This is a genomic window from Naasia sp. SYSU D00057 (assembly GCF_017916505.1).
GTDB lineage: Bacteria > Actinomycetota > Actinomycetes > Actinomycetales > Microbacteriaceae > Naasia.
This window is the reverse complement of record NZ_JAFMSZ010000002.1, coordinates 542,972-564,654: the sequence shown is the minus strand read 5'-3', so window position 1 is coordinate 564,654 and position 21,683 is coordinate 542,972. Positions and strand designations below refer to the sequence as shown.

The window sequence follows — 21,683 nt, the reverse complement described above, 5'->3', positions numbered from 1 at the left end:
CAATGAAGATCACCAGCGTCGAGACGGTCGTCGTCGACTTCTACCGCACCAATCTCATCTTCCTCTTGCTGAAGACCGACGAGGGGCTGACCGGGGTGGCCGAGGCGACCCTCGAGGGCCAGGAGCACGCCGTCCGTGGGGCGGTCGCCGTCGTGGCCGACCGGGTGCGCGGCAAGGATCCGCTTCGCATCTCGGAGACGATCTACGAGCTGAACCGCGACGGCTACTGGCGGGGCGGACCCGTGACCATGACGGCGCTGAGCGCCCTCGAGATGGCGATGTGGGATGTGTCGAGCCGCGCGCTCGGGGTCCCCGTGCACCGCATGCTCGGCGGGCAGGTCCGCGACCGGGTGCGCGCGTACGCCAACGGTTGGTTCTCCGGGGCCCGCACGCCGGAGGACTTCGCGCAGGCGGCGGTCGAGACGGTCGCGCAGGGTTTCCGGGGTCTCAAGTGGGACCCCTTCGAGGCGGCCGACCTCGAGGTGAAGCCCGCCGACCTGCGCCGGATGCTCGAGCCGGTGGCCGCCGTGCGCGAGGCGGTCGGCGACGACGTGGAGCTGTTCATCGAGGGCCACGGGCGCTTCGACGTGCCGACCGCCATCCGGGTCGCCCGCGAGCTCGAGCAGTACCTGCCCGTCTTCTTCGAGGAGCCGTGCCCGCCGGACGGGATCGACGCCCTCGTGGAGATTCGCTCGAAGTCGCCGATCGCGATCGCGGCGGGGGAGCGGTGGTTCGGCCGGCACGCCTTCGTGCCGGCGCTGGCCCGCAGCGCGGTGGACTTCGTGCAGCCCGACGTGACGCACGCCGGGGGACTGATGGAGCTGAGCTTCATCTCGACGCTCGCGGCCGCGCACTACGTGCCGTTCGCCCCGCACAACCCGAGCGGACCGCTCAGCACGGCGGCCACGCTGCAGCTCGGCGCCACTCTGCCGAACTTCCGCTACCTCGAGATCATGGCGGTCGACGTGCCGTGGCGCAGCGCCATCTCGAACGAGGCGCTGGTCCTCACCGAGGACGGGGATGTGATGATCCCCGACGGGATCGGGCTCGGCATCGAGCTGGACTTCGACGCCATCGCCGAGCATCCCTACTCCCCGCACCCCATGCGGCTGTTCGACGACGCCGTCGCCGACATCCGTCCCGCCGACGCGCGCTCGTACTTCAACCTGACGCCGGCTGCGGCGGCCTGAACTCCGAAGGGCGGGCGCGTCACCACCCGCTGCGGGTGGGCGTGTGCCCCTCCCGTGCGTCGTCCGGCATCGTCATCTCGGCCCGCAGGCCGAGCAGCCGGATCGGGCGTGCCTCGAGCTTGGCGGCGAGCTCGAGGGCGCGGGCGAGCACGACCTCGGGATCCGCGGTCACCGGGATCTTCCGGGCGAACGTCTTGGTGAGGAACGGCGCGTAGCGGACCTTGAGGGTGAGGCCGACCACCGGCCTGCGCTCCGCCGCGACGTCGCCCATCACCTGGCGGACGAGCTCCCGCACCGCCTCCTCCACCTGCTCGGGCGCGGTCAGATTCTGCTGGAAGGTCGTCTCGCGGCTGTGCCCGCGCGCCACCCACGGGGTGTCGTCGACGACCGCCGTCCCCTCCCCACGGCCGAGCTGCGCGTACCACGGCCCCATGCGGGGTCCGAACTCGGGCACGAGGGTCTGCGGGTCGACCGAGGCGAGCTGCCTCACCGTCTCGATGCCGAGCGTCGCCAGGCGCCGCGAGATCTTCGAGCCGACGCCCCACAGGTCGACGGTCGGCCGGTCGCCCATCACCTCGAGCCAGTTCTCGGTCGTGAGGCGGAAGACGCCCCGGGGCTTGCCGAAACCGGTCGCCACTTTGGCCCGGACGAGGGTGTCCCCGATGCCGACGCTGCAGTGCAGCCGCGTGCCGTCGAGGACGTCCTGCTGCAGTCGCCGCGCGTAGTGCTCGGGATCCTCCGTCCGGACCCCGACGAAGGCCTCGTCCCACCCGAGCACCTGGACGGTCGCGCTCGGCTGCGCTCGCAGGATCGCCATCACCTCGCCGGACGACTCCGTGTAGGCGTCGCGGTCGACGGGCAGGATCACGGCGTCCGGCACCTTGCGCGCGGCGAGGCGCAGCGGCATGCCGGAGCCCACTCCGAAGGCGCGGGCCTCGTAGGACGCCGTCGACACGACCGCGCGCTCCGTCGGGTCGCCGCGCCCGCCGACGATGACCGGCTTCCCCGCGAGCTCGGGATGCCGCAGCACCTCGACCGCCGCGATGAACTGGTCGAGGTCGACGTGGAGCACCCAGTAGCGGGCGGGGTCGGTCACGCGGCGTCTCCATCCGGCGGATCGAGCTCCCACAGGCCCTCGTAGGAGCGGACCCAGCCCTCGGCGTCCGTCGTCAGGTGTGCGCGGAAGTGCTGCCCGTCGACGAGGGCGTCGAAGCGGTAGAGCTCGTCCGCCTCCCGCGTGTACGTCTGCTCGAGGGGCTCGAGCCCGAGCTCGGGGACCCGGAACCAGGCGGCCAGCACCGTCGCCGACTCGCCGACCGCGAGCGCGAGCCGACGGATGGGCAGCGTGTTCGTCGACGGGGTCGTGGAGAGGTCGATGTCGACGGCGCCGTCCAGCTCCGGAACGGGCGCACCGTCTCGGCGCCACCTGCCCTCGCCGTCCGCGGCGAGCGCGAGGCGCACCGGCCGGTCGCCCACCCGCCCCTCGACGTCGGCGGAGCGGGTGCGCCACGCCTCATCCACCGTCACCCGGTAGGCGAGCCGGGTGCGGATGCCCTCCTCGTCGAACTCGAGCCGACCCGCCAGGAGCGTCCCCGCCGCGGTCGTCTCGATCCGCGCGACCTCCCGCCCCGGTACGTCGATGCGGCGCCAGCGCAGTTCGCGACGCTTCGCGGCGGGCATGAGCTGCTCCGTTCGTCCGGGACGGGGTTCCCGTCTAGCAGGACGATGCGGGCGGCGCTACCCCTCCCTCGCGATTCCGGCGTACAGCGCGCGCCTGCCTAGGGTGATCCGGCCGGTGCACGAGGGGGAACGGTGAGCATCGAATTCCTGCTGACGTCGGTCGTGCTCGCTCTCCTGCCGGGCCCCGGCGTCCTCTACGTCCTGTCCGTGGGCATCACCCAGGGTGCCCGGGCGGCGGTCGTCGGCGCGGTCGGATGCGTCCTCGGCGCCGCGCCCTACCTGGCCGCCGCGGCCGCCGGCCTCGACGCCGTCGTGGCCGGACACCCGATCGCCTTCGAGGTGCTGAAGTGGGCAGGCGTCGCCTACCTGGTGTTCCTCGGCGTGCGCACCTGGCGGGCGAGGCGGCAGTACGAGGTGGCACCGGACACACCGCCCCGCTCCGTCACCGCCCTCCTCGGCTACGGGGCGCTCCTCAGCCTCCTCAACCCGAAGCTGCCGCTGTTCTTCTTCGCGTTCCTGCCGCGCTACCTGGCCCCCGATCGCAGCGACGTCGTGGTGCTGAGCATCACGTTCCTCGTGCTGGTGGGGCTCGTCTACAGCGGGTACGGAGTGCTCGCGGCGGTCGTCCGGCAGCGCCTGCTCGGCGGCGAGCGCCGGGCGGCGTGGACCCGGCGCGTGTTCGCCGGCTGCTACGGGCTGCTCGCGGCCCGACTCGCGCTGCACACCGTCTGAGGTGCGGCCGGCGGCCTAGCGCTGCATGAGCGCGTAGAGGCCCACCGCCATCGCCGCGGCGAGCCGGAAGTCGACCCGCGGGTCCGGCACATCCACGGTGTAGCGGTCGCGGAGCGTCATCTGGCGCTCGCTCGAGAGGACGGGCGCGCCGGTCGTCGTGTCGGTGAAGTCGAAGTGCAGTGGCAGCGCGATGTCGAGGAAGCGACGGACGATCGCGACCGGGAGGCTCCGCTCTTGACCGTAGGCCTCGAGACCCGGCGCGCCCAGATGGAAGCTCGAGCGCAGCAGGCTTGCCCCGAAGTCCTTCCGGAACCAGCCGATGCGGTGTCCCTCCGCGTCGAAGACGTCGTACGCAGCCGCCACGTCGAGGGCCTGGCGCGCACGGAGCGAGAAGATCGGAGTGCTCCGCGCCTCGTCGGCGAAGAAGGTCACGCGCTCCTTGAGCGCGAGCCGCTTCTGCTCGGCGATGGCGAGCACGGCGCCCTCGCCGCCGTCCGGGCGGGCCTCACGGATCTCGTAGCGATTGACCAGCATCGTCACCCGCTGCTTCACGAAGAACCGCGGGCGGTGCACGACGCCGCCGGCCGGGGCGGACAGGGGGAGGTCGGCTGCGTCGGTCACGCCCGTCAGCCTAGGGTGCGAGGAGGCGGGGACCGCTTCCCGGATCCTTCGGCGCGGCAGTCTCCTCCCCGGCCGACGCCACTCAGCAGGAACGGAGGCGCCTCGGCACGCGCCGATGCGACGGCGACTCTCAGCAGGAACGGGAGAGCCTCGGCAGGCGCCGATGCCAGGGCGACTCTCAGCAGGAACGGAGGAGCCTCAACAGGCAGAACAGGGCCCGTTCTTCCTGCTGGAGCTCCTCCGCGCCTGCTGAAGGAGAGCGAGCGTTCCTGCTCGAGCTCCTCGGACCTGCTGGAGGCCGCCGACGTCTCCCGTCAGGATCTGAGCGCGAGAGGCCACCAGCAGGAACGGAGTCGGTTCAGCAGGCAGAACAGGGCCAGTTCTTCCTGCTGGAGCTCCTCCGCGCCTGCTAAAGGACGCCGATCCTCCTGTGAACGCAACGGTTCCCGCCGAAAAGGAGAGCCGCACGAGGAGACCCGCACCTTCCGGATGGGCGCCGCCGAAGGAGGGACGGGCGTCCGATCGGAACCGTCAGACCGCCGCCGTTCAGGCCGCTGGTGTGAGAACCGGCGCGAAGAAGCGCTCGTAGATGCGGGACGCGCCCTCGGTGGCTGTGCCGAGGTTCTCCGCGTTCCCGGCTCGCACGCGGTCCGCCTCCGGCTGCAGCTCGGCTGTCCCGAAGTCGTCGGCGGTCCAGTCCTCCACGATCTCCTCGGTCACCTCGGGGTGGAACTGCAGGCCGAGATGCGGCCCCACGGTGAACGCCTCGACGCAGGTCGCGCTGCGAGCGAGCACGGTCGCGGCGGGCGGCGGGACGATCTCGTCACCGTGCCAGGCGAGCCACCGGCCCCCGAGCACGTCCTCGTCGGCGTCGACCTCGGTCCAGCCGCGGATCGCCTGTTGCGCCCGGTGCACCTCGCCGCCGGTCAGCAGGGCGAGCAGCTGGGCGCCGAAGCACAGCCCGAGCATCGGCACGCCGGCCTCCACGAGGGGGCGCAGGTACTCCTTCTCCGCGCGCAGCCAGTCGAGCGACTCGTCGTAGGCCGACTCCTCGCTGCCGAGCACCACGATCGCCCGCCAGTCGTCGCGGTCCGGATACCGCGCGTCGCGCGCCTCGACGAGCTGCCAGGGGATATCCCGCTCGTTGAGCCAGGAGGCGAGGTTGCCGGGCCCCACACTCGACTCGTGTTGGATCACCAGCACCTGCGCGTCGTCTGCCACGGCCTCACGTTAGCAACGCGCGCACACTCCCCTGCCTAGCAGAGGACACGAAATCAGTCGAGCCTTCCTCACGTCGGTTTGACACGGCGGCCCGTCGATTGGAAGCGTTGGGTCAGACTGCCGCAACGTATCGAGAGGGCCACGTGACGCTTCAGGACAGCGAGGTTCGCCTAGACGATGCGGAGGAGCGCCGCCTGGAGGCGCTGCACGAGCTCAATATCCTCGACACGCCCCCCGACGAGCGATTCGATCTGCTCACCCGGGTCACTCAACAGCTGTTCCAGGTTCCGATGGTCAGCCTGACGCTCATCGATCGTGACCGGCAGTGGCGCAAGTCCTTCCAGGGGCCGCTCGAGAGGGAGGCGCCGCGCTCCGGGTCGTTCTGCGGCCAGGCCGTCGAGAGGAACGCGCGGCTGATCGTCCCGGATGCGTCCGCGGACCCCGAGTTCGAGTCGAATCCCTTCGTCGCGGGCGACCCTCACCTCCGCTTCTACGCCGGCCATCCGCTGAAGGCGCCCTCGGGCGAGCCCATCGGCACCTTCTGCATCATGGACACGAACCCCCGGGTGCTCACGCCCTCCGAGTCCGCGCTGCTGCAGGATCTGTCGGCGCTCGTGCAGGCCGAGCTGGCGCGGGACAGCGAGCTCGATCGAGCCGCCGAGGTGCAGAGGAGCCTGCTGCCCCGCCGCGCGCCGGACCTGCCGGGCTTCGAGTTCGCCGCGCACTGCGAGCCGAGCCGGGGCATCGGCGGCGACTTCTTCGACTGGCATCACGCCGGCGAGGACGTCGCCGTCACCGTCGCGGACGTCATGGGGAAGGGACTGGGCGCGGCGATTCTCGCAGCCGGCGTGCGGTCGATGCTGCGCGGTGCCTCGACCTACAACGAGCCGGGAGCGGCGCTCACGCGCGCTGCTGCCGCCCTCGAGGAGGACCTCGCGGAGTCGGCGTCGTTCGTGACCGTGTTCCACGCGCGCATCGCGGCCGACGGAGGGGTGCTGTTCGCCGACGCCGGCCACGGCCTCTCCATGATCGTCCGGGCCTCCGGTGCGATCGATCCCCTGCTCTCGCCCGACCCGCCGTTCGGCCTGCTGCCGGGGCTGGCCTTCGAGGAGCTGTCGACGCGACTGGAGCCCGGCGACGCGCTCATGGTCTGCTCGGACGGGCTGACCGACGCCCTCGGCGGACCCGCCGAGGCGCTGGAGCGGGCCCGGCACCTGCTCGCCGTCGAGGCGAGCGCGCAGCAGACGGTGGACCGACTCCGCCGTCTGCTCCCGCCCGGCCCGACCGACGACGACGTGACGGTGCTGGTCGTCAAGCGGTCCGCCCGGTGAGACGCTTCCTGCTGCGCCTCGCGATCCTGCTCGCGCTCGTCCTCGGCGCGAACTACATCGTCTGGCGCTGGCTCGCGTCCGTGAACTGGGACGCCTGGTGGATCGCCGTCCCCCTGGTGATCGCCGAGACCTACAGCTTCCTCGACACGCTGTTCTTCGGCCTCACGATGTGGCGCATGAAGCAGCGCGGGGAGCCCGGCCCTCCCCTCGATGCGACGGTCGACGTCTTCGTCGCCACCTACAACGAGCCCATCCCGCTCGTCATGGCCACCGCCACGGCGGCCCGCGAGATCCGGCATCCGCACCGCACCTGGGTGCTCGACGACGGGAACCGCCCGGAGCTCCGGGAGGCGGCGGAGGCCGCCGGGATCGGCTACCTCACCCGGTCCGCGAACTGGGCGGACCGGCCACGGCACGCGAAAGCCGGCAACGTCAACAACGCCCTCTTCGCCACCGAGGGCGAGTTCCTCCTGATCCTCGACGCCGACCAGGTCCCCGACCCCGAGATCCTCACTCGCACGCTCGGCTACTTCCGCGACGACAAGGTCGCGCTCGTTCAGACGCCGCAGTACTTCGGCAACGTCGATGCCGCCGACGTGCTCGGGTCGCAGGCCCCGCTCTTCTACGGCCCGATCCAGCAGGGCAAGGACGGGTGGAACGCCGCCTTCTTCTGCGGCTCGAACGCCGTGCTCCGCCGCGAGGCGCTCATGCAGCTCGGTATCGCCGGCTACGTCGACGCGGTCGAGCGCTCGGTGCGCTCGACCCTGCGCACGGCGGGGACCGTGGTGGCCAAGGCGCGGCGCCGGGCGCGCAACCTGCCCGAGCGACGCGCGCTCGCCGCGGTGGCCGAGGGGGTCCGCGACGCGGAGGCGGCGCTGCGTGCCGACGCCCCCCTCGCCGACGTCACCTGGCGCTTCCAGCAGGGCGTGGCGAAGGCCTCCCGGCTCCTCGTCGCAGCGGACGTGCAGGAGATGCAGGCGGCGCTCGCCTCGCTGGGGGCATCAGGGCAGGTGGTCGTCGAGGACGACGCTCCCCTCGATGACGATCAGCTCGACCTGCTCGCGTCGTCCGACCTGTCCCCGATCGGCGCCATCGAGTCGGTGCGGTCCCTCGCGCGCTCCCTCGACGTCATCCGGTCGGAGGAGGCGGAGCCGCTGTCCCCTCTCGCGACGATCTCGGTGACCGAGGACATGGCGACCGCGATGCAGCTGCACTCGCACGGCTGGAAGTCCGCGTACCACCACGAGATCCTCGCCACCGGGCTCGCCCCTGAGGACCTCGGCACGATGATCCAGCAGCGGCTCCGCTGGGCGCAGGGCACCCTGCAGGTGCTGCTCCGCGACAACCCCCTCACGAAGCGGGGTCTCTCCGCCGGTCAGCGCTTCATGTACTTCTCCACCATGTGGAGCTACCTCTCCGGGTTCGTCGCGCTCGTGTACCTCGCCGCGCCGGTGATCTACCTCTGCTTCGGGGTGCTGCCCGTCGAGGCGTGGAGCTTCGAGTTCTTCGTCCGGTTCCTGCCCTACTTCGCCGCGAACCAGCTGATGTTCCTGCTCGCGAGCCGCGGCATCAAGAGCTGGCGCGGGCAGCAGTACGCCCTCACGCTGTTCCCGGTCTGGATCCGAGCCTGCTGGTCGGCGGCCGCCAACGTGTTCTTCGGGCGGCCCCTCGCCTTCGTCGTGACGCCGAAGGAGCGGACCGGCGTGGCGCGCACGCCCTGGCGGCTCGTCTGGCCGCAGCTCACGGCGATCGTGGTGCTCTCCGTCGCCCTCGTGGTCGGCCTCGCGCGCTTCGCGTTCGGCGACGCGGACGGAACGGGCGTCCTCGTCAACGTCGTCTGGGTCGCCTACGACCTGGCTGTGCTCAGCATCGTCTTCCGGGCCGCCCGCTACCGGGGACCCGAGCCGAAGGAGGAATGACATGGAGTTCGACGAGCAGGACCTGGAGGGCGACGTCCTCGCCATCGCGCCGAAGGGGCGGCTCAACCTCGTCGCCGCGCCCGCCCTGCGCAGCCTGATCCGGGATCGTGTGGCGGCGGGACGCAGGCGCATCGCCCTCGACCTCGCCGAGGTGCAGTTCCTCGACTCCTCCGGGCTCGGCGCCATCATCGGGGCGCTGAAGACGGCGCGCGAGGCGGGAGGGGACGTCCGCCTGGCCCGGGCTCCCGAACCCGTGCTCCTCGTCCTGAGGCTGACGAAGGTGGACCGGATCCTCCCGGTCTACCCGGACGCCGCGACGGCGTTCCGCGGTGAGTGACGGAGGCCGGGCCTCGTTCCGCGGCCCGGTCGCGCCGGACATCCTCGCGCAGGCGCAGGCCGTCCTCGCCGAGGCTCTCGCAGGGGCGCCGCCGGTCCCGGTGAGCATCGCGGGCCGGGCGGACCTCGCCATCAGCGAGGTGCTGTCCAACATCCTCCAGCACGGCGAGGAGGCGACGGAGGTGTCCCTCGCGGTGGAGGTCACGCCCGTGCTGATCACCGCGCTCATCGAGGACGACGGCGGCGAGGTGCCGGCGGGGGACGGGACGATGACGGACCCCGAGGCCGAGAGCGGCCGGGGCCGGGCGATCGTCTCGGCGGTGGTGGACCGCGGAGGCTACGAGCGGCGGAACGGCCGGAACGTGTGGCGGCTCGAGCTCGACGTCCCCGCCTGACCGTGCCGCTCAGTTCGACGGAGTCGTCGTGCCGCGGGTGACGACGCGCGACTGCAGCGACTCGACGCCGTGGCGCACGTCGCCGTCCATCGCCTCGAACAGCCGCTGCGCCGCGAGCCGGCCGAGCTCCTCGAGCCGCAGGTCCACGCTCGTGAGCTGCGGTCGCGAATTCGTGGCGAGGATCGCCCAGTTGTCGAAGCCGATCACGGCGATGTCGCGCGGGATCTCGCGGCCCAGCTCGTGCAGGGCGTCCAGCACGCCGCGGGCGATCTGGTCGCTGCCCGCCACGATCGCGTCGACCTCCGGCGCCCGCTCGAGCAGCAGACGGGTCGCCCCGCGGCCCCACGCCTCGTTCCAGGAGCCGAACATGACCCGGTCGCCGACGAGGGGCAGGCCCAGGTCGGCGAGCGCGGCCGTGACTCCCGCCGCGCGATCCTTCGCCGCCGCGTAGGAGGCGTCACCCGTGATGTGCGCGATGCGTTGCCGTCCCGTGGCGACGAGGTGCTCGACGGCCTGCCTGCCGGCGTCGACGTTGTCCGTGACGATCGAGAGGTCCTCGGGATCCTCCGACGGCCCGTAGACGTAGACGACGGGCACCGGCAGATCGCGCCCGAGCGAGCTGCGCGCGTCGGTGCTCGACCCCACGACGATGAGCCCGTCCACGCGCCGGGACAGCAGCGCCTGAACGTGGTGCTGCTCCCGGATCGCGTCGCCGCGGGCGTCGCAGAGGAACACCGACACCTTGCCGGCGCCGAACGCGTCCTCAGCGCCCATCAGGATGGGGATCGAGAATCGCCCCTCCAGGTCGGAGGTCAGCAGGCCGACCGTGCCGGTCCGTCCCGCGAGCAGCCCCTTCGCGAGCGCGTTCGGGGAGAAGGCGAGCCGCTCCGCCGCACGCAGGACGCGATCACGGGTCTCGGCGCGCACCTGGTCGCGGCCGTTGAGCGCCTTGGACGCGGTCGCGATCGAGACGCCGGCGGCCTTCGCCACGTCGCTGAGCGTGGCGGACCTGCCTCTCGCCTGCGTCTCGTCGGTGCTCACGGTCCCCCTCGGCTGATCCTCGCACGTCTCGCCGCACGCGTCCCGGAACCCGGGATTGACGGCGGCAGTGCGGTCACTCTACAGTGACGAAAAGCTTTTCGGTCTGTTTCGGGAAACGAGCAAAGGAGCTCCTGCTTCATGACGCTATCCGTTCACGCTTCCGCTGATCGCGGGAGTTTCCGGCTCTCCTTCCCCGGCGTCACCGTTTCGGCGGAGGTTTCGGCACCCCGCGTCGCGCTGCTCTCGGGCGCGGCGGGGGAGCTGCGCCTGATCGGCGCCGGGGAGGCCTCGGCCGAGTGGGAGCTCGAGCTGGGCGGCGTGCGCGCCACCGGACGGGACGTCTGGTCCCCGGATGCGGGAACCCTGGAGCGCACCGTGACGGTCAGCGGACCCGCCGGCGAGGGCGCCCGCCTCGAGTCGGCGGTCCTGCTCGACGCGGACCCGGCCGCCCGATACCTCGCGCCCGGCATGGTCTACTCGCCCCAGCAGTGGACGGCCGGCGTCGAGCGCTCCTTCGCCGACTCGCGGCTCGCCTATCCGGTGGTCGCGCGCTGGACGCCGGCGGACCGGGCCGTGCTGTGGCTGGCGCGGCAGAGCCTCGCGACCGAGGACCTGGGCGCGGACCGGCAGCCCGGGCAGAGCGACTTCCTGCACCGCACGGACATCGGCTCCGTCGGGTTCGTGCCCGGCGCCGACCGCCTCGTCGCGTCCCTGCCCTACCGGGAGGGCGCCGCGAGCGCCATGCTCGATGCGGCGGGCACCCCCGCCGCCGCCTTCGCCCCCGTCGCTCCGGGCGGCACCGTCCTCCGCGCCGTGTACCGGATCGCCGCCGCCGCGGCCGACTCCTACGTCGACGCGGTCACCGCCGTCTTCTCGGACGTCCTCGACGCGGCCGACCCGCAGCCCACCGACCTGCCCGTCCCGTACGAGGAGTCGATCGACCTGCGCCTCGACTCGGCGTCGCGCACTTGGGTCAAGGACCCCTCCGGCTTCGCCGCCTTCGTGCTCAACTTCGACCCCGAGCGCGGCTACCCCTCGACCGCGAAGGCGTTCGGCGCCTCGTTCGCCGACCACGCGATGACGGGCGCCCGCGATGTAATCGAGTACGGGTTCACCGGGCGCCAGCTCAATCTCGCCTACCTGCTCGCCCGCCGGGACGGCGACTGGCTGGAGCGCTCCCGCGCGGTCGTCGACTCCTTCGTCGAGCACATGGCGACCGAGTCGGGGTTCGTGCACACGCTCTGGAACCTCCGCGAGGGGCGGCCGCTCTTCGCGGTCGGCGACACGAGCGGGCCGGTCATGCACTACCTGGGCCGGTCGGAGCTGCAGGGCACCTACACGCGCATGATGGCCGAGGCCGGCAACGACCTCCTGCTCAACATCGGGCTGCACCGCGAGCTCGGGGCCGACGTCAGCGAGTGGCGGGAGGCCGCGCTGCGCCTCGGGTCGTTCTTCGTCCGTGCCCAGGAGCCGGACGGCTCGTGGTTCCGCGCCTACACCCCGGACGGGGAGGCCATCGCCGGCACCGACTGGTTCGGCGACCGCGTCCTCTCGGGCAAGAGCGCCACCGGAACCGTCGTCCCGTTCCTCGTCGCGCTCGCCGAGGAGGCGGGCGACGAGGCGATGCCGTTCCTCGACGCGGCCCGCGCCGCCACCCGGTTCATCCTCGATCACCATGTCGGTCCCGCCGAGTATCGGGGCGGCACCCTCGACAACCCCAACCTCGTCGACAAGGAGGCAGCCTTCGTCGCGATGCGCGCCCTCCTGGCCGTCGCCGACGCCGACCCTGCGCGCGCCGACGAGCTGATCGAGGGAGCCCGTCAGGCGGCGGAGGTCGCGATCACGTGGCACTCGATCCAGGCGGTCCCGAACATCCCCGGCACGCCGCTCGGCCGTGCCGGCGCTCGCTCCGTCGGCTGGGGCGGCATCAACAGCGTGTGGGGCGTCGGCGTCACCGACATCTACTCGCTGTTCTTCGTCGCCGACCTGCACCGCCTCGGCACGCGACTCGGCATCGAGCGCTTCCAGCGCATCGCCTCGCTCATCGCGGCCTCGTCGCTCCAGATGCTCGCCGTGCCGGGCGCCCTGCACGGCTTCGCCGACGCCGGCATGCAGCCGGAGGGGATCTCCTTCTGCCCGCAGGGCGTGGACGAGGGCCTCATCGGCAAGGGCGACACCTGGGGCGGCCTCGGCTGGCCCTACACCGCCGGAACCTTCGGCCTCGGCGAGTACCTCGCCGCGGTCGCCACCGACCTCCCCGTCCCCGTCCTCAATCGCACAGCCCAATGAAGGGAATCATGAAGAGAAAGATCCTCGCGGCCGCCGGTCTCACCGCCGCCGTCGCACTGCTGGCCGGCTGCAACAGCGCCGTGCCCTCCGGTGGGTCTGGCGGATCCGGCACCGAGATCGAGATCCTGTCGAACTTCACCTCGGACGTCAGCCGGGGCAAAGTCCTCGACGACCTCATCGCCCAGTTCAACGAGGAGAACGCCGGCAAATACACGGTCGTCTCGAAGGCGCAGCCCGACTGGCCGACGCTGCAGCAGCAGATCCGGTCGTCGATCAGCGCCGGCGATGCCCCCGATGTGTTCCTCTACAACTACAACCCGACGGACCTGTCCCGCGAGGAGTCGGGCCAGCTCATGGACTGGTCGAGCCACCTCGACGACGACCCCGAGTGGAAGGCGCGCTTCAAGCAGGACAACCTCGACGCGCTCACCATCGACGGCCAGCTCGCCGGGATCCCCGGCGACCAGTCGCCGACGCTCTTCTACTACAACACCGAGCTGTTCGAGCAGGCGGGCATCACCGAGTTCCCGGCGACGTGGGACGAGTACCTCGCCGCAGGCCAGAAGATCAAGGACTCGGGGGTCGCCGCCATCTCGCTGATGACCGCGGACGACTCGTGGCACACGATGAACGCGTTCAGCTACCTCGCCACGGCGGAGGGCGGCCCGGAGGCGTACGCCCCCGGCACGGACCTCGACAGCCCGGCGATCACCAAGGCGGCCGACTACACGAAGCGGCTGCTCGCGCTGTCGACCCCGGACGCGGTCGGCGGCAACTACGCCGCCAGCTCGAGCAACTTCCTGAACGGCCAGTCGGCCTCGATCATCGACGGCCCCTGGCTGATCAGCTCGATCCAGTCGACACTCGGCGACGACGCCTGCAAGATCGCCGTGGCGGCCGCGCCGACGTTCGACAACGGCGCCATCGAGCCCGGCTACACCGTCACCGACTCGCTCAACGTCTGGGGTGCCGCGAAGCAGTCCGACGAGGAGAAGGAGGAGGCGGTCGTCGCCTGGATGAAGTTCTTCACCTCGAACGAGAGCGCGGTGCGCATGGCGGTCGAGGGTGAGTACCCGATGGCCGTTCAGACCGAGCTGTCGGACGCCGACAAGGAGAACGCGTCCTGCCAGATGGCCCAGGTCATCGAGCTCGCGAACGCCGCCCCCGCCTCGATCGTGCAGATGGCCCGCGGCATCACGACCGATGCGCAGGCGCAGCTGCCGAGCCTGCTCGAGTCGCTGGCGCTCGGCCAGACGACGCCCGAGCAGTTCGCCACCTCGCTGCAGACCGCGAACTCCCAGTAGCGCGATGGGTGGCCGGCCCCCGTCCGGGCCGGCCACCCCCGCCTCTCCTCCTCGACTCGATCAGAAGGCGTCATGACGACCACCACCCCCGGCATCCCGCCCTCCGTCGCGGTGGTCGCCGAACCCGCCGCGACAGCGCTCGCGCCCCGCCGACCGGCGAGGAGGACCGGGCAGCGGCTCGGGATACTCCTCTACCTGCTGCCCGCGCTCGCGCTCGTCACCCTCTTCCTCGCGGTGCCCACGCTCGTCGTGATCGGCCTCAGCGGAACCGAGTGGGCGGGCATCGGCGTCCCCCAGTGGATCGGGCTCGACAACTACACGCGGCTGTTCGGCGACCCCGCGTTCCTCAAGGCGATCGGCAACACCCTGCTCTGGGTACTCGTCGGCGTGGTGATCCACACTCCGCTGTGCATCCTCGTCGCGCTCGTCATCGCCCGCCGCCCGCGCGGCTGGAAGGTGTTCCGCACGGTCCTCTTCCTGCCGAACATCATCTCCGCGACCTCGCTCGCGCTGCTCTGGTACTTCGTCTTCCACGTCAGCCTCGGGCTGCTCAACTCCGCCCTCAAGCTCGTCGGCCTCGAGTCGCTCACCCGCAACTGGCTGTTCGACCCGACCACCGCGCTCGGGGTCACGATGACCCCCTGGGTCGTCTACATCGGCTTCGGCATGGTCCTGTTCCTCACCCAGATCTCGACCATCCCGCAGGAGTACTACGAGGCCGCGCAGCTCGACGGCGCCTCGACCCTGCGGCAGGACTGGTCGATCACCATCCCGCTCATCCGCCGCGCCATCGCCCTGCAGGTGCTCTTCGTCGTCGGCTACGCGCTCCGCAGCTTCGAGTACCCGTTCATCATGACGAGCGGCGGGCCCGCCGACTCGTCGATCACCCTGTCGCTGTACATCTACCGCCAGATGCTCACCGCCAACCAGTACGGGCTCGCGATGGCCGCCGGCGTGGTCACCCTCGTCATCGGCATCGTCCTCACGGCGGCGACCTTCTGGGTGCTGAGGAGGACCGAGCGATGACCATCGCCGGCAAGAGCTTCCGCTGGGCGGTGCTCGGCATCTTCACCGCCATCACGCTGCTGCCGCTGCTGTGGCTCGTGATGTCCTCGTTCAAGACGCAGGCGGACATCTTCGCGAACCCGTTCGGCCTGCCGAGCGAGTGGCGCTTCGACAACTACGGGGCGGCCCTCGCGGCGCATCCGCTGCACCTCTACCTGCGCAACAGCCTCGGCGCCGCCCTCCTCGCGACGGTGCTCATCGTGGTCGCGTCGCTCATGGCGTCCTACGCCCTGCTCCACCGCTTCCGCCTGAGCCGGGCCACGTTCGGCTTCCTGCTGTTCGGCATCCTCCTGCCCGTCAACGCCCTGATGACGCCGATCTTCTTCATCGTCAACATGATGGGCGTCTACAACACGGTGGTCGGCCTCGGGCTCGTCTACGCGGGCCTGTTCTTCCCGCTCGGCTTCCTCATCGTGAAGACGTACATGGACACGACGCCGGCCGAGATCTTCGAGGCGGCGCGCATCGACGGCGCGGGATTCCACTCGATCTTCCTGCGGATCGCCGCACCCCTGACCTCCCCCGGCGCCATCACCGCGGCGATCTTCCTCATGATCACGGCCTTCAACGAGCTGCTCTTCGCGGCGGTGCTGACGAAGGACACCGACGCCCAGACCGTGCAGGTCGGCGTCCGGTACTTCCTCACCACCTACTCCGCGAACTACCCGCTCGCCTTCGCCGCGACCGTCATCGGCATCGCTCCGACGGTCGTCATCTACATCATCCTCAGCGACCGGATCGTCGCCGCCATGACGGCGGGGAGCCTCAAGTGACCCCCGCCGGCACCGCCCGCTCCCACCGAGAAAGCGACATCAGCATGACCCTGACCGACCCGCAGCCGCCCGCGGCAGTCCTCCCGAGCTCGGGTACGCTCCGCCCCGTGAGCGCCGCCGACGTCCGGATCACCGGCGGCTTCTGGGCCCAGCGCCAGGAGGTGAACGCCACCGCCAGCCTGCGGCACTGCCTCTCCTGGATGGAGCGCCTCGGCTGGACCGCCAACTTCGACCGGGTCGCCCGCGGCGAGGAGGCCCCGAGCGCCGGGCGCGAGTTCGCGGACTCCGAGATCTACAAGCTCCTGGAGGCGCTGGCGTGGGAGTCCGCGCGCTCCGGCGACGCCTGGGTGGAGGAGACCTTCCGCTCCCTGTCGGCCCGCGTCGTCGCGGCGCAGCAGCCCGACGGCTATCTCAACACGCGCTTCGGCGGGCCGGGCCAGGAGCCCCGGTACTCCGATCTCGAGTGGGGGCACGAGCTCTACTGCGCCGGTCACCTGATCCAGGCCGCGGTCGCCCGGGCGCGCACGGCGGGGCGCGACGAGTTCGTCGAGGCCGCGATCCGCCTCGCCGACCACATCTGCGAGGCGTTCGGGCCCGGGCGCATCGAGCGCGTCGACGGCCACCCCGAGATCGAGCCGGCGCTCGCCGAGCTGTACCGGGTGACGGGGGACCGGCGCTACCTCGAGCAGGCCCGCCTGTTCCTGCAGCGGCGCGGCACCGGCACGCTCGACCACGGCGAGATCGGGCCCGAGTACTTCCAGGACGACGTGCCCGTCCGCGACGCCGACGTGCTGCGCGGCCACGCCGTGCGCGCGCTCTACCTGTCGATGGGAGCCGTCGACGTCGCGGTCGAGGATCGGGACGCCGAGCTGCTCGGCGCCGTGACCCGGCAGTGGCGCAACACCGTCGCCCGCCGCACCTACCTGACCGGCGGCATGGGCTCGCGGCACGAGGGGGAGTCGTTCGGCGACGACTTCGAGCTGCCCTCCGACCGCGCCTACTCGGAGACCTGCGCCGGCGTCGCGAGCGTCATGCTGAGCCACCGGCTCCTCCTCGCCGAGGGACGGCCCGAGTACGCCGACCTCATCGAGCGGACGCTCTTCAATGTCGTCGCGACCAGCCCGGATGCGGCCGGCACCTCGTTCTTCTACGTCAACCCGCTCCAGCGGAACGCGCCCGGCACCGAGGCGGAGACGGACCGGCCGAGCCCGCGCGCCGCTTCCAGCCAGCGCGCGCACTGGTTCGACGTCTCCTGCTGCCCCACGAACGTGGCGCGCACTCTCGCGAGCCTCTCCGGGTACGTCGCCACCACGAGCGACCGCGGCCTCCAGCTGCAGCAGTACGCGGAGGGGACCATCGACACGCGGCTGGCCTCCGGCGACCGGGTGCGGATCCGGGTCGAGACGGACTACCCCTGGTCGGGCACGGTGACCGTGGCCGTCGAGGAGGCGCCCGGCGAGGACTGGACGCTGGCCCTCCGCGTTCCGGCGTGGGCGCGGGGCCGTGCTCGGATCGCAGACGCGACCGGCGCCGAGCGGGTCGTCGAGGAGGCGTTGGCGGAGGTGCCGATGTCCGCGGGCGAGCTCGCCACGGTGCGGCTGGAGCTGCCGCTCGAGCCGCGGCTCACCCTGCCGGATCCGCGCATCGACTCGCTGCGCTCCTCCGTCGCGGTGGAGGCCGGGCCGCTCGTCCTGTGCGCCGAGTCCGTCGACCTGCCGGCCGGCACCTCCCTCCGATCGGTCGCGGTGCCGGCCGACGCCGCGCCGGCGGCGATGGCGGACGGGGCCGAGCTCGCCGGGGTGCACGTGCACGAGGGGGAGGACCCGTGGCCCTACGGGCCCGCGGAGGCCGCAGAGCCCGATCGCGAGATCCGGATCCCGCTGATCCCGTATCACCGGTGGGCCGAGCGCGGTCCCTCGGAGATGCGGGTGTGGCTGCCCCGGCTGCCCGCCTAGGAGCGGCGCCCCCCGAAGGGTGGCGCGGGATGCACGGGGATTGGCCGTACATCGACGGTGGTCGATGGGCTTCAGGAGCAGAGTATCGACATCCATCGATACGAGGAGGTCCTGATGCTCTCGGCCGCACTGTCCTGGTTCCCGCACCTGCAGCAGGCGGAGGAGGCGCGTCTCGCCGTCGAGCTCGAGCGCCGTCGGGTGGCCCTGGAGCGCGCGCCGCGCTCACCAGGTGTGCCGGAGTCGCTGCGGCGCTCTCTTCCCGGGCGGGCCTCGACGAGCCGTCGCCCGACTGCCCCGGAGGCCGCCGTCTGCTGCCCCGCCTGAGCGCGCGGGGCGGCGGCTGATCAGCGGGCCGTGCCCGCGAGCACGCGCTCGAGCGCCCCCAGGAAGAAGTCAACGCTCGCATCCGTGAGCACCATCGGCGGCTTGATCTTCAGGATGTTCTTGTAGTCGCCGGTCGGCTGGACGATGCAGCCCTCCCGGAGCAGCGCCTCGCAGATCGCGGCCGCCTCCGCCGTCGCCGGCTCCAGGGTGGCCGCATGGCGGACCAGCTCGACGCCGAGGTAGAGGCCGGCCCCGTGCACCGCGCCGAGAACAGGGAACCGCGGCGCGAGCGCCTCGATCCCGGCCTTCAGGCGTCCGCCGACGACCTCGGCGTTCCGCTGCAGGTGCTCGTCCTCGAGGATGTCGAGCACCGTCTCGCCGACGACGCAGCTGACCGGGCTGCCGCCCGCGGACGAGAAGAGGCTCCCCTCCGCGGCGAAGCGCTCCGCGATCTCCCGTGTGGTGATGACGGCGCCGAGCGGATGTCCGTTCCCCATCGCCTTGGCGACGGTGACGATGTCCGGCACCACGCCCTGCTGCTCGCTGCCCCAGAACCAGGTGCCGAGCCGCCCGTAGCCGACCTGCACCTCGTCCGCGATGCAGAGGCCGCCGCGCGCTCGGATCCGCTTGTAGACCCCGGCGAGGTAGCCGTCCGGCAGCAGCACGCCGCCCGCATTGCCGAACACCGGCTCCGCGAGGAACGCCGCGACCCCGGTGCCCGCCGCGTCGAGGTCGGCGAGCATTCCGTCGAGGTCGGCGAGGTAGGCGGGGGCCGAGTTCGGGCCGCGGTGCCGTCCCCGGAACGCGTTCGGCGCGTCCACCAGCCGCACCCAGTCCGGCCGTGTCTCCAGCGCCCGGGGGTTGTCGCCGATCGAGCTCGAGACCGCATCCGAGCCGATCGTCCAGCCGTGGTAGGCCTCCTTCACCGCGAGCACGGTGGAGCGCCCGGTCGCGGTCTGGGCGAGGCGGATGGCGAGGTCCACGGCCTCGCTGCCGCTGTTGACGAGGAACACGGTGTCGAGCCCGTCGGGGGCGAGCGCGGCCAGGCGCTCCGAGAACCGGGCGAGCGCCGCGTAGTGGAACCGGGAGTTCGTGTTGAGCAGCGACCACTGGCGGTGCACCGCCTCGACGAGCCGCGGATGCGCGTGGCCGACCGCGGCCACGTTGTTGACGAGGTCGACGTGCACCTGAGCCCGGACGTCGACGAGATGCTCCCGCCAGCCGCGTTCGATGCGGGGCGGACGGGCGTAGTAGTGCTCCTGCACCCGCGCGAACGCGGCGTCGCGGGCCGAGAGGACCTCGTCGACGTCGGGCTCCGGCAGGCCGGCCGGCAGGCCGAGCAGGGCCGACGGATCGGGGCACGTCCGCCGCCATGCAGCCTGGTCGCCGGGCGCGACGAAGAACGGCGGGCGGGCGCCCGACAGCCGCGAGAGCTGCACCCGCAGCGGTCCGCCCGTGGTCGCGCCGAGGACGTCGCCTGCCGCGACCGCCCGCGTCCCATTGTCCGGCGCGACCCCGTCGAGCCACAGCTCGGCACCCTGACCGCGCAGCACCAGCCCGTCGCCGGTGCCGGTGACCTCGCCCGCGAACGGCGCGGTGAGCGCCGTGCCGACCGACGGGAACACCTCGACGCCGAGCGCGAGGGTCGGCGTCTGCCGGGCGTGCAGCCGGGCCCGCGTCAGCCGGTACTCGCCGTACCGGAACACCGCGGTTCCGGCGGCGCTCGCCGCGAGTCGATGCTCGATGCCGTCCTCGAGCCAGCGGCCCGCGTCGAGCAGCGGACTCGTCACCGAGAGGTCGACGACGCTCGGGTCCGAGACGGGCAGCAGCCGCCCCATCGCGGGCAGCGTGCTCGGGAAGAGCCGCTCGCGCAGGAGGGCCTCCATGAGCCGGGGGTCGAGGGCCGTCGCCACGTCGAAGGCCAGCAGCTCATGGGCGCGGTTCGCGGCGGCGTACTCGTTGCCCTCGTCGAGAGCCAGCGAGGCGTCGGCGCTCGCGACGAGCACCGCGGTCCGCAGCACCACGAGGGGCCACAGGGCGCGCACCTCGTCCTCCTGCAGCGGCATCCGCTCGGCGAAGGCGGCCGCGGCGTCGAGCACGAGGAGGGGCTGGTCGGGGTTGTGGTGCAGCACGGCCACGCAGGCGACGGCGAGCTCGGCGACGAGCCAGCCGTCGGCGACGTCACCGAGGTCGATCACCCCATCGATCGCCGCGGCATCCCCCGACGAGGACACGACGTTGTCGTCCGTCACGTCGCCGTGGATGGGCGACACCCGCAGACCGTCCCGCACGGCGTCGACGGCGGACGAGGACCAGGCGACGGCGGACCGCAGGCGGGTGCGCAGGGCGCCGTCCGCCACCGTCGGCAGCAGCGCGTGCACGACCTCGCGGCCGGAGCGGAGGTCCCACTGGGTGCGCCGCTCCAGACCGCGGTGCGTGAAGCCGGTCAGGGCGGCCGCGACGCGGCCCGCGATTCCGCCGAGCGCAGCGGCCGCCGCAGGTGAGAAGGGGCCGCCGTCCGAGAGCGGGAAGCCCTCGACATAGGTCAGCAGACGGACCCGAAGACTCACCCCGCCAACCTCGGTCTCGGACAGCAGCCGTCCGTCGAGGGCGGGCACGGCGCGGGGCGCGGGGATGCCGGCGGCGGCGAGGCGCTCGCCGGCCTGCGTCTGCGCCTCCAGCTCGGCGGCGCTGTCGGCCGGGTTCGCGAACTTCAGGACGAAGCGGGCGTCGCCCGTGTCGATCCGGAAGTTCCGGTCCTCCTGGCTGCCGAGCTCCACGACCTCGCCCTCGAGGCCGAATAGCGACCTGCCGACCTCTGCGGCGTCGGCAGGCGAGACGGCGGGACGGGCGGAGGGCGCGCGGAAGGACGTGGTTCCGGAGGTCACGTGCTCATTCTGTCGCCCCGCCGCGCCCGTGCCGCAGGAGCCCGGATGTTACGGGCATGCAACAGGCGGCGCGGCGCGAGTGGTGGGTACCGCGGGCGTCCGACCATCGCGCATGGAGGTTCTCGAGACTGCGGCCGAGCGATTCGACCGCCTCATCCTTGCCGGGGTCCTCAGCTTCACCGAGGAGGGCCTGGCCCAGTGGTGCTTCGCCTGCAGGACGCGACTGCAGCAGCCGCTGCCCGGGGTGATCACCCACGAGGAGATCGACCGGCTGGCCGACCGGTACCTGGAGCACTGCGCGAAGTGCTTCCACGACCGGCACGGCCAGCCGCTCTGACGCCGGGAGGCGTCAACCGACGAGCAGGACTCCGGCGACGAAGGCCGTGCTCGCGAAGGCCAGTGCGCCGGTCGCCGTCCACAGCAGGGCGGTCTCGCGACGCAGGGGCCGGAAGGTCTCCCGGCGATGGGTCCCGGAGGCCGGACGCACCGGCGCGGGCAGGGTCGGTGTCGCCTGAGCCAGCCGTCCGAGCATGACCTCGGACGTCATGGGCAGGGCGATCTCACCGGTCGTCGTCCGAGGCACGGCGGTCTCTGACGGGTCTGGCAGCGCGACGTCACG

20 protein-coding genes are annotated in these 21,683 nt (G+C 72.1%); 13 read left to right on the top strand and 7 right to left on the bottom strand.

All coding sequences use genetic code 11. The features are described from left to right. The first annotated feature begins 2 nt into the window (after positions 1 to 2). Complete coding sequence (locus J3P36_RS10010; protein ID WP_210507636.1) at positions 3 to 1,190, top strand: mandelate racemase/muconate lactonizing enzyme family protein; 1,188 nt, start codon at positions 3 to 5, stop codon at positions 1,188 to 1,190. 19 nt (positions 1,191 to 1,209) lie between these two features. Here J3P36_RS10010 and J3P36_RS10005 read toward each other — a convergent pair whose 3' ends face one another. Both J3P36_RS10005 and J3P36_RS10000 read right to left on the bottom strand, forming a co-directional pair. Then, complete coding sequence (locus J3P36_RS10005; RefSeq protein ID WP_210507897.1) at positions 1,210 to 2,262, bottom strand: DNA polymerase IV; 1,053 nt, start codon at positions 2,260 to 2,262, stop codon at positions 1,210 to 1,212. Positions 2,263 to 2,282: 20 nt separating this feature from the next. After that, on the bottom strand, positions 2,283 to 2,870 hold the full coding sequence (locus J3P36_RS10000) for a putative glycolipid-binding domain-containing protein (protein WP_210507635.1): 588 nt from the start codon (positions 2,868 to 2,870) through the stop codon (positions 2,283 to 2,285). A 132-nt stretch (positions 2,871 to 3,002) separates the two neighbouring features. On the opposite strand from J3P36_RS10000, the gene J3P36_RS09995 reads away from it, so the two are divergent. Continuing rightward, a complete protein-coding gene (locus J3P36_RS09995) occupies positions 3,003 to 3,602 on the top strand; it encodes a LysE family translocator (protein ID WP_210507634.1) in 600 nt (199 codons plus the stop codon). Between the two features lie 15 nt (positions 3,603 to 3,617). On the opposite strand, the gene J3P36_RS09990 is transcribed toward J3P36_RS09995, so the two are convergent. After that, complete coding sequence (locus J3P36_RS09990; protein WP_307807034.1) at positions 3,618 to 4,223, bottom strand: hypothetical protein; 606 nt, start codon at positions 4,221 to 4,223, stop codon at positions 3,618 to 3,620. A gap of 546 nt (positions 4,224 to 4,769) precedes the next feature. Then, on the bottom strand, positions 4,770 to 5,444 hold the full coding sequence (locus J3P36_RS16355) for a type 1 glutamine amidotransferase (RefSeq protein ID WP_210507633.1): 675 nt from the start codon (positions 5,442 to 5,444) through the stop codon (positions 4,770 to 4,772). A 143-nt stretch (positions 5,445 to 5,587) separates the two neighbouring features. Between J3P36_RS16355 and J3P36_RS09980 the strand changes: the two genes are divergently transcribed. Genes J3P36_RS09980 through J3P36_RS09965 form a run of 4 tightly spaced genes read left to right on the top strand, consistent with a single transcriptional unit; the run spans position 5,588 to position 9,425 of the window. Next, complete coding sequence (locus tag J3P36_RS09980) at positions 5,588 to 6,775, top strand: PP2C family protein-serine/threonine phosphatase (protein ID WP_210507631.1); 1,188 nt, start codon at positions 5,588 to 5,590, stop codon at positions 6,773 to 6,775. Next, positions 6,772 to 8,694, top strand: a complete 1,923-nt coding sequence (locus J3P36_RS09975) for a glycosyltransferase (protein WP_210507629.1) — start codon at positions 6,772 to 6,774, stop codon at positions 8,692 to 8,694. Before J3P36_RS09980 ends, J3P36_RS09975 begins: the two co-directional genes overlap by 4 nt. 1 nt (position 8,695) lies before the next feature. Further along, a complete protein-coding gene (locus J3P36_RS09970) occupies positions 8,696 to 9,031 on the top strand; it encodes an STAS domain-containing protein (RefSeq protein ID WP_210507627.1) in 336 nt (111 codons plus the stop codon). Continuing rightward, complete coding sequence (locus tag J3P36_RS09965; protein ID WP_210507625.1) at positions 9,024 to 9,425, top strand: ATP-binding protein; 402 nt, start codon at positions 9,024 to 9,026, stop codon at positions 9,423 to 9,425. The genes J3P36_RS09970 and J3P36_RS09965 overlap by 8 nt, the downstream gene beginning before the upstream one ends. A gap of 9 nt (positions 9,426 to 9,434) precedes the next feature. Here the strand turns inward: J3P36_RS09965 and J3P36_RS09960 are convergent, their stop codons facing one another. Then, positions 9,435 to 10,466 (bottom strand): LacI family DNA-binding transcriptional regulator, encoded by a 1,032-nt coding sequence (locus tag J3P36_RS09960; RefSeq protein WP_210507622.1) that lies wholly within the window; start codon positions 10,464 to 10,466, stop codon positions 9,435 to 9,437. 138 nt (positions 10,467 to 10,604) lie between these two features. On the opposite strand from J3P36_RS09960, the gene J3P36_RS09955 reads away from it, so the two are divergent. From J3P36_RS09955 to J3P36_RS09930, 6 genes are all read left to right on the top strand, one after another. Beyond that, the gene (locus J3P36_RS09955; RefSeq protein WP_210507620.1) at positions 10,605 to 12,755 is read left to right on the top strand and encodes a hypothetical protein; all 2,151 of its coding nucleotides are present in this window, start codon (positions 10,605 to 10,607) and stop codon (positions 12,753 to 12,755) included. An 8-nt stretch (positions 12,756 to 12,763) separates the two neighbouring features. Continuing rightward, the gene (locus tag J3P36_RS09950) at positions 12,764 to 14,059 is read left to right on the top strand and encodes an ABC transporter substrate-binding protein (protein WP_210507618.1); all 1,296 of its coding nucleotides are present in this window, start codon (positions 12,764 to 12,766) and stop codon (positions 14,057 to 14,059) included. A 72-nt stretch (positions 14,060 to 14,131) separates the two neighbouring features. Further along, entirely contained in the window at positions 14,132 to 15,085 is a 954-nt protein-coding gene (locus J3P36_RS09945) for a carbohydrate ABC transporter permease (protein ID WP_210507616.1), read from the top strand. After that, on the top strand, positions 15,082 to 15,897 hold the full coding sequence (locus J3P36_RS09940; protein WP_210507614.1) for a carbohydrate ABC transporter permease: 816 nt from the start codon (positions 15,082 to 15,084) through the stop codon (positions 15,895 to 15,897). The genes J3P36_RS09945 and J3P36_RS09940 overlap by 4 nt, the downstream gene beginning before the upstream one ends. A gap of 107 nt (positions 15,898 to 16,004) precedes the next feature. Further along, the gene (locus J3P36_RS09935; RefSeq protein ID WP_307807033.1) at positions 16,005 to 17,852 is read left to right on the top strand and encodes a beta-L-arabinofuranosidase domain-containing protein; all 1,848 of its coding nucleotides are present in this window, start codon (positions 16,005 to 16,007) and stop codon (positions 17,850 to 17,852) included. Positions 17,853 to 17,966: 114 nt separating this feature from the next. Then, the gene (locus J3P36_RS09930) at positions 17,967 to 18,176 is read left to right on the top strand and encodes a hypothetical protein (protein WP_210507611.1); all 210 of its coding nucleotides are present in this window, start codon (positions 17,967 to 17,969) and stop codon (positions 18,174 to 18,176) included. A 20-nt stretch (positions 18,177 to 18,196) separates the two neighbouring features. Here J3P36_RS09930 and J3P36_RS09925 read toward each other — a convergent pair whose 3' ends face one another. Further along, complete coding sequence (locus J3P36_RS09925; RefSeq protein WP_210507609.1) at positions 18,197 to 21,064, bottom strand: aminotransferase; 2,868 nt, start codon at positions 21,062 to 21,064, stop codon at positions 18,197 to 18,199. Positions 21,065 to 21,176: 112 nt separating this feature from the next. Here J3P36_RS09925 and J3P36_RS09920 point away from each other — a divergent pair, with 112 nt between their 5' ends. Then, a complete protein-coding gene (locus tag J3P36_RS09920) occupies positions 21,177 to 21,401 on the top strand; it encodes a hypothetical protein (RefSeq protein WP_210507607.1) in 225 nt (74 codons plus the stop codon). A gap of 12 nt (positions 21,402 to 21,413) precedes the next feature. On the opposite strand, the gene J3P36_RS09915 is transcribed toward J3P36_RS09920, so the two are convergent. After that, positions 21,414 to 21,647 carry a hypothetical protein gene (locus J3P36_RS09915; RefSeq protein ID WP_210507605.1) on the bottom strand — a complete coding sequence of 78 codons (234 nt, stop codon included), beginning with the start codon at positions 21,645 to 21,647 and terminating at the stop codon, positions 21,414 to 21,416. Positions 21,648 to 21,683 lie beyond the last annotated feature (36 nt).

Bases quoted from the DNA above. Each gene is read 5' to 3' on its own strand.
- J3P36_RS10010 (WP_210507636.1), top strand. From the start codon at position 3: ATGAAGATCACCAGCGTCGAGACGGTCGTCGTCGACTTCTACCGCACC.
- J3P36_RS10000 (WP_210507635.1), bottom strand. From the start codon at position 2,870: ATGCCCGCCGCGAAGCGTCGCGAACTGCGCTGGCGCCGCATCGACGTA.
- J3P36_RS09970 (WP_210507627.1), top strand. From the start codon at position 8,696: ATGGAGTTCGACGAGCAGGACCTGGAGGGCGACGTCCTCGCCATCGCG.
- J3P36_RS09955 (WP_210507620.1), top strand. From the start codon at position 10,605: ATGACGCTATCCGTTCACGCTTCCGCTGATCGCGGGAGTTTCCGGCTC.
- J3P36_RS09950 (WP_210507618.1), top strand. From the start codon at position 12,764: ATGAAGAGAAAGATCCTCGCGGCCGCCGGTCTCACCGCCGCCGTCGCA.
- J3P36_RS09945 (WP_210507616.1), top strand. From the start codon at position 14,132: ATGACGACCACCACCCCCGGCATCCCGCCCTCCGTCGCGGTGGTCGCC.
- J3P36_RS09940 (WP_210507614.1), top strand. From the start codon at position 15,082: ATGACCATCGCCGGCAAGAGCTTCCGCTGGGCGGTGCTCGGCATCTTC.
- J3P36_RS09930 (WP_210507611.1), top strand. From the start codon at position 17,967: ATGCTCTCGGCCGCACTGTCCTGGTTCCCGCACCTGCAGCAGGCGGAG.
- J3P36_RS09920 (WP_210507607.1), top strand. From the start codon at position 21,177: ATGGAGGTTCTCGAGACTGCGGCCGAGCGATTCGACCGCCTCATCCTT.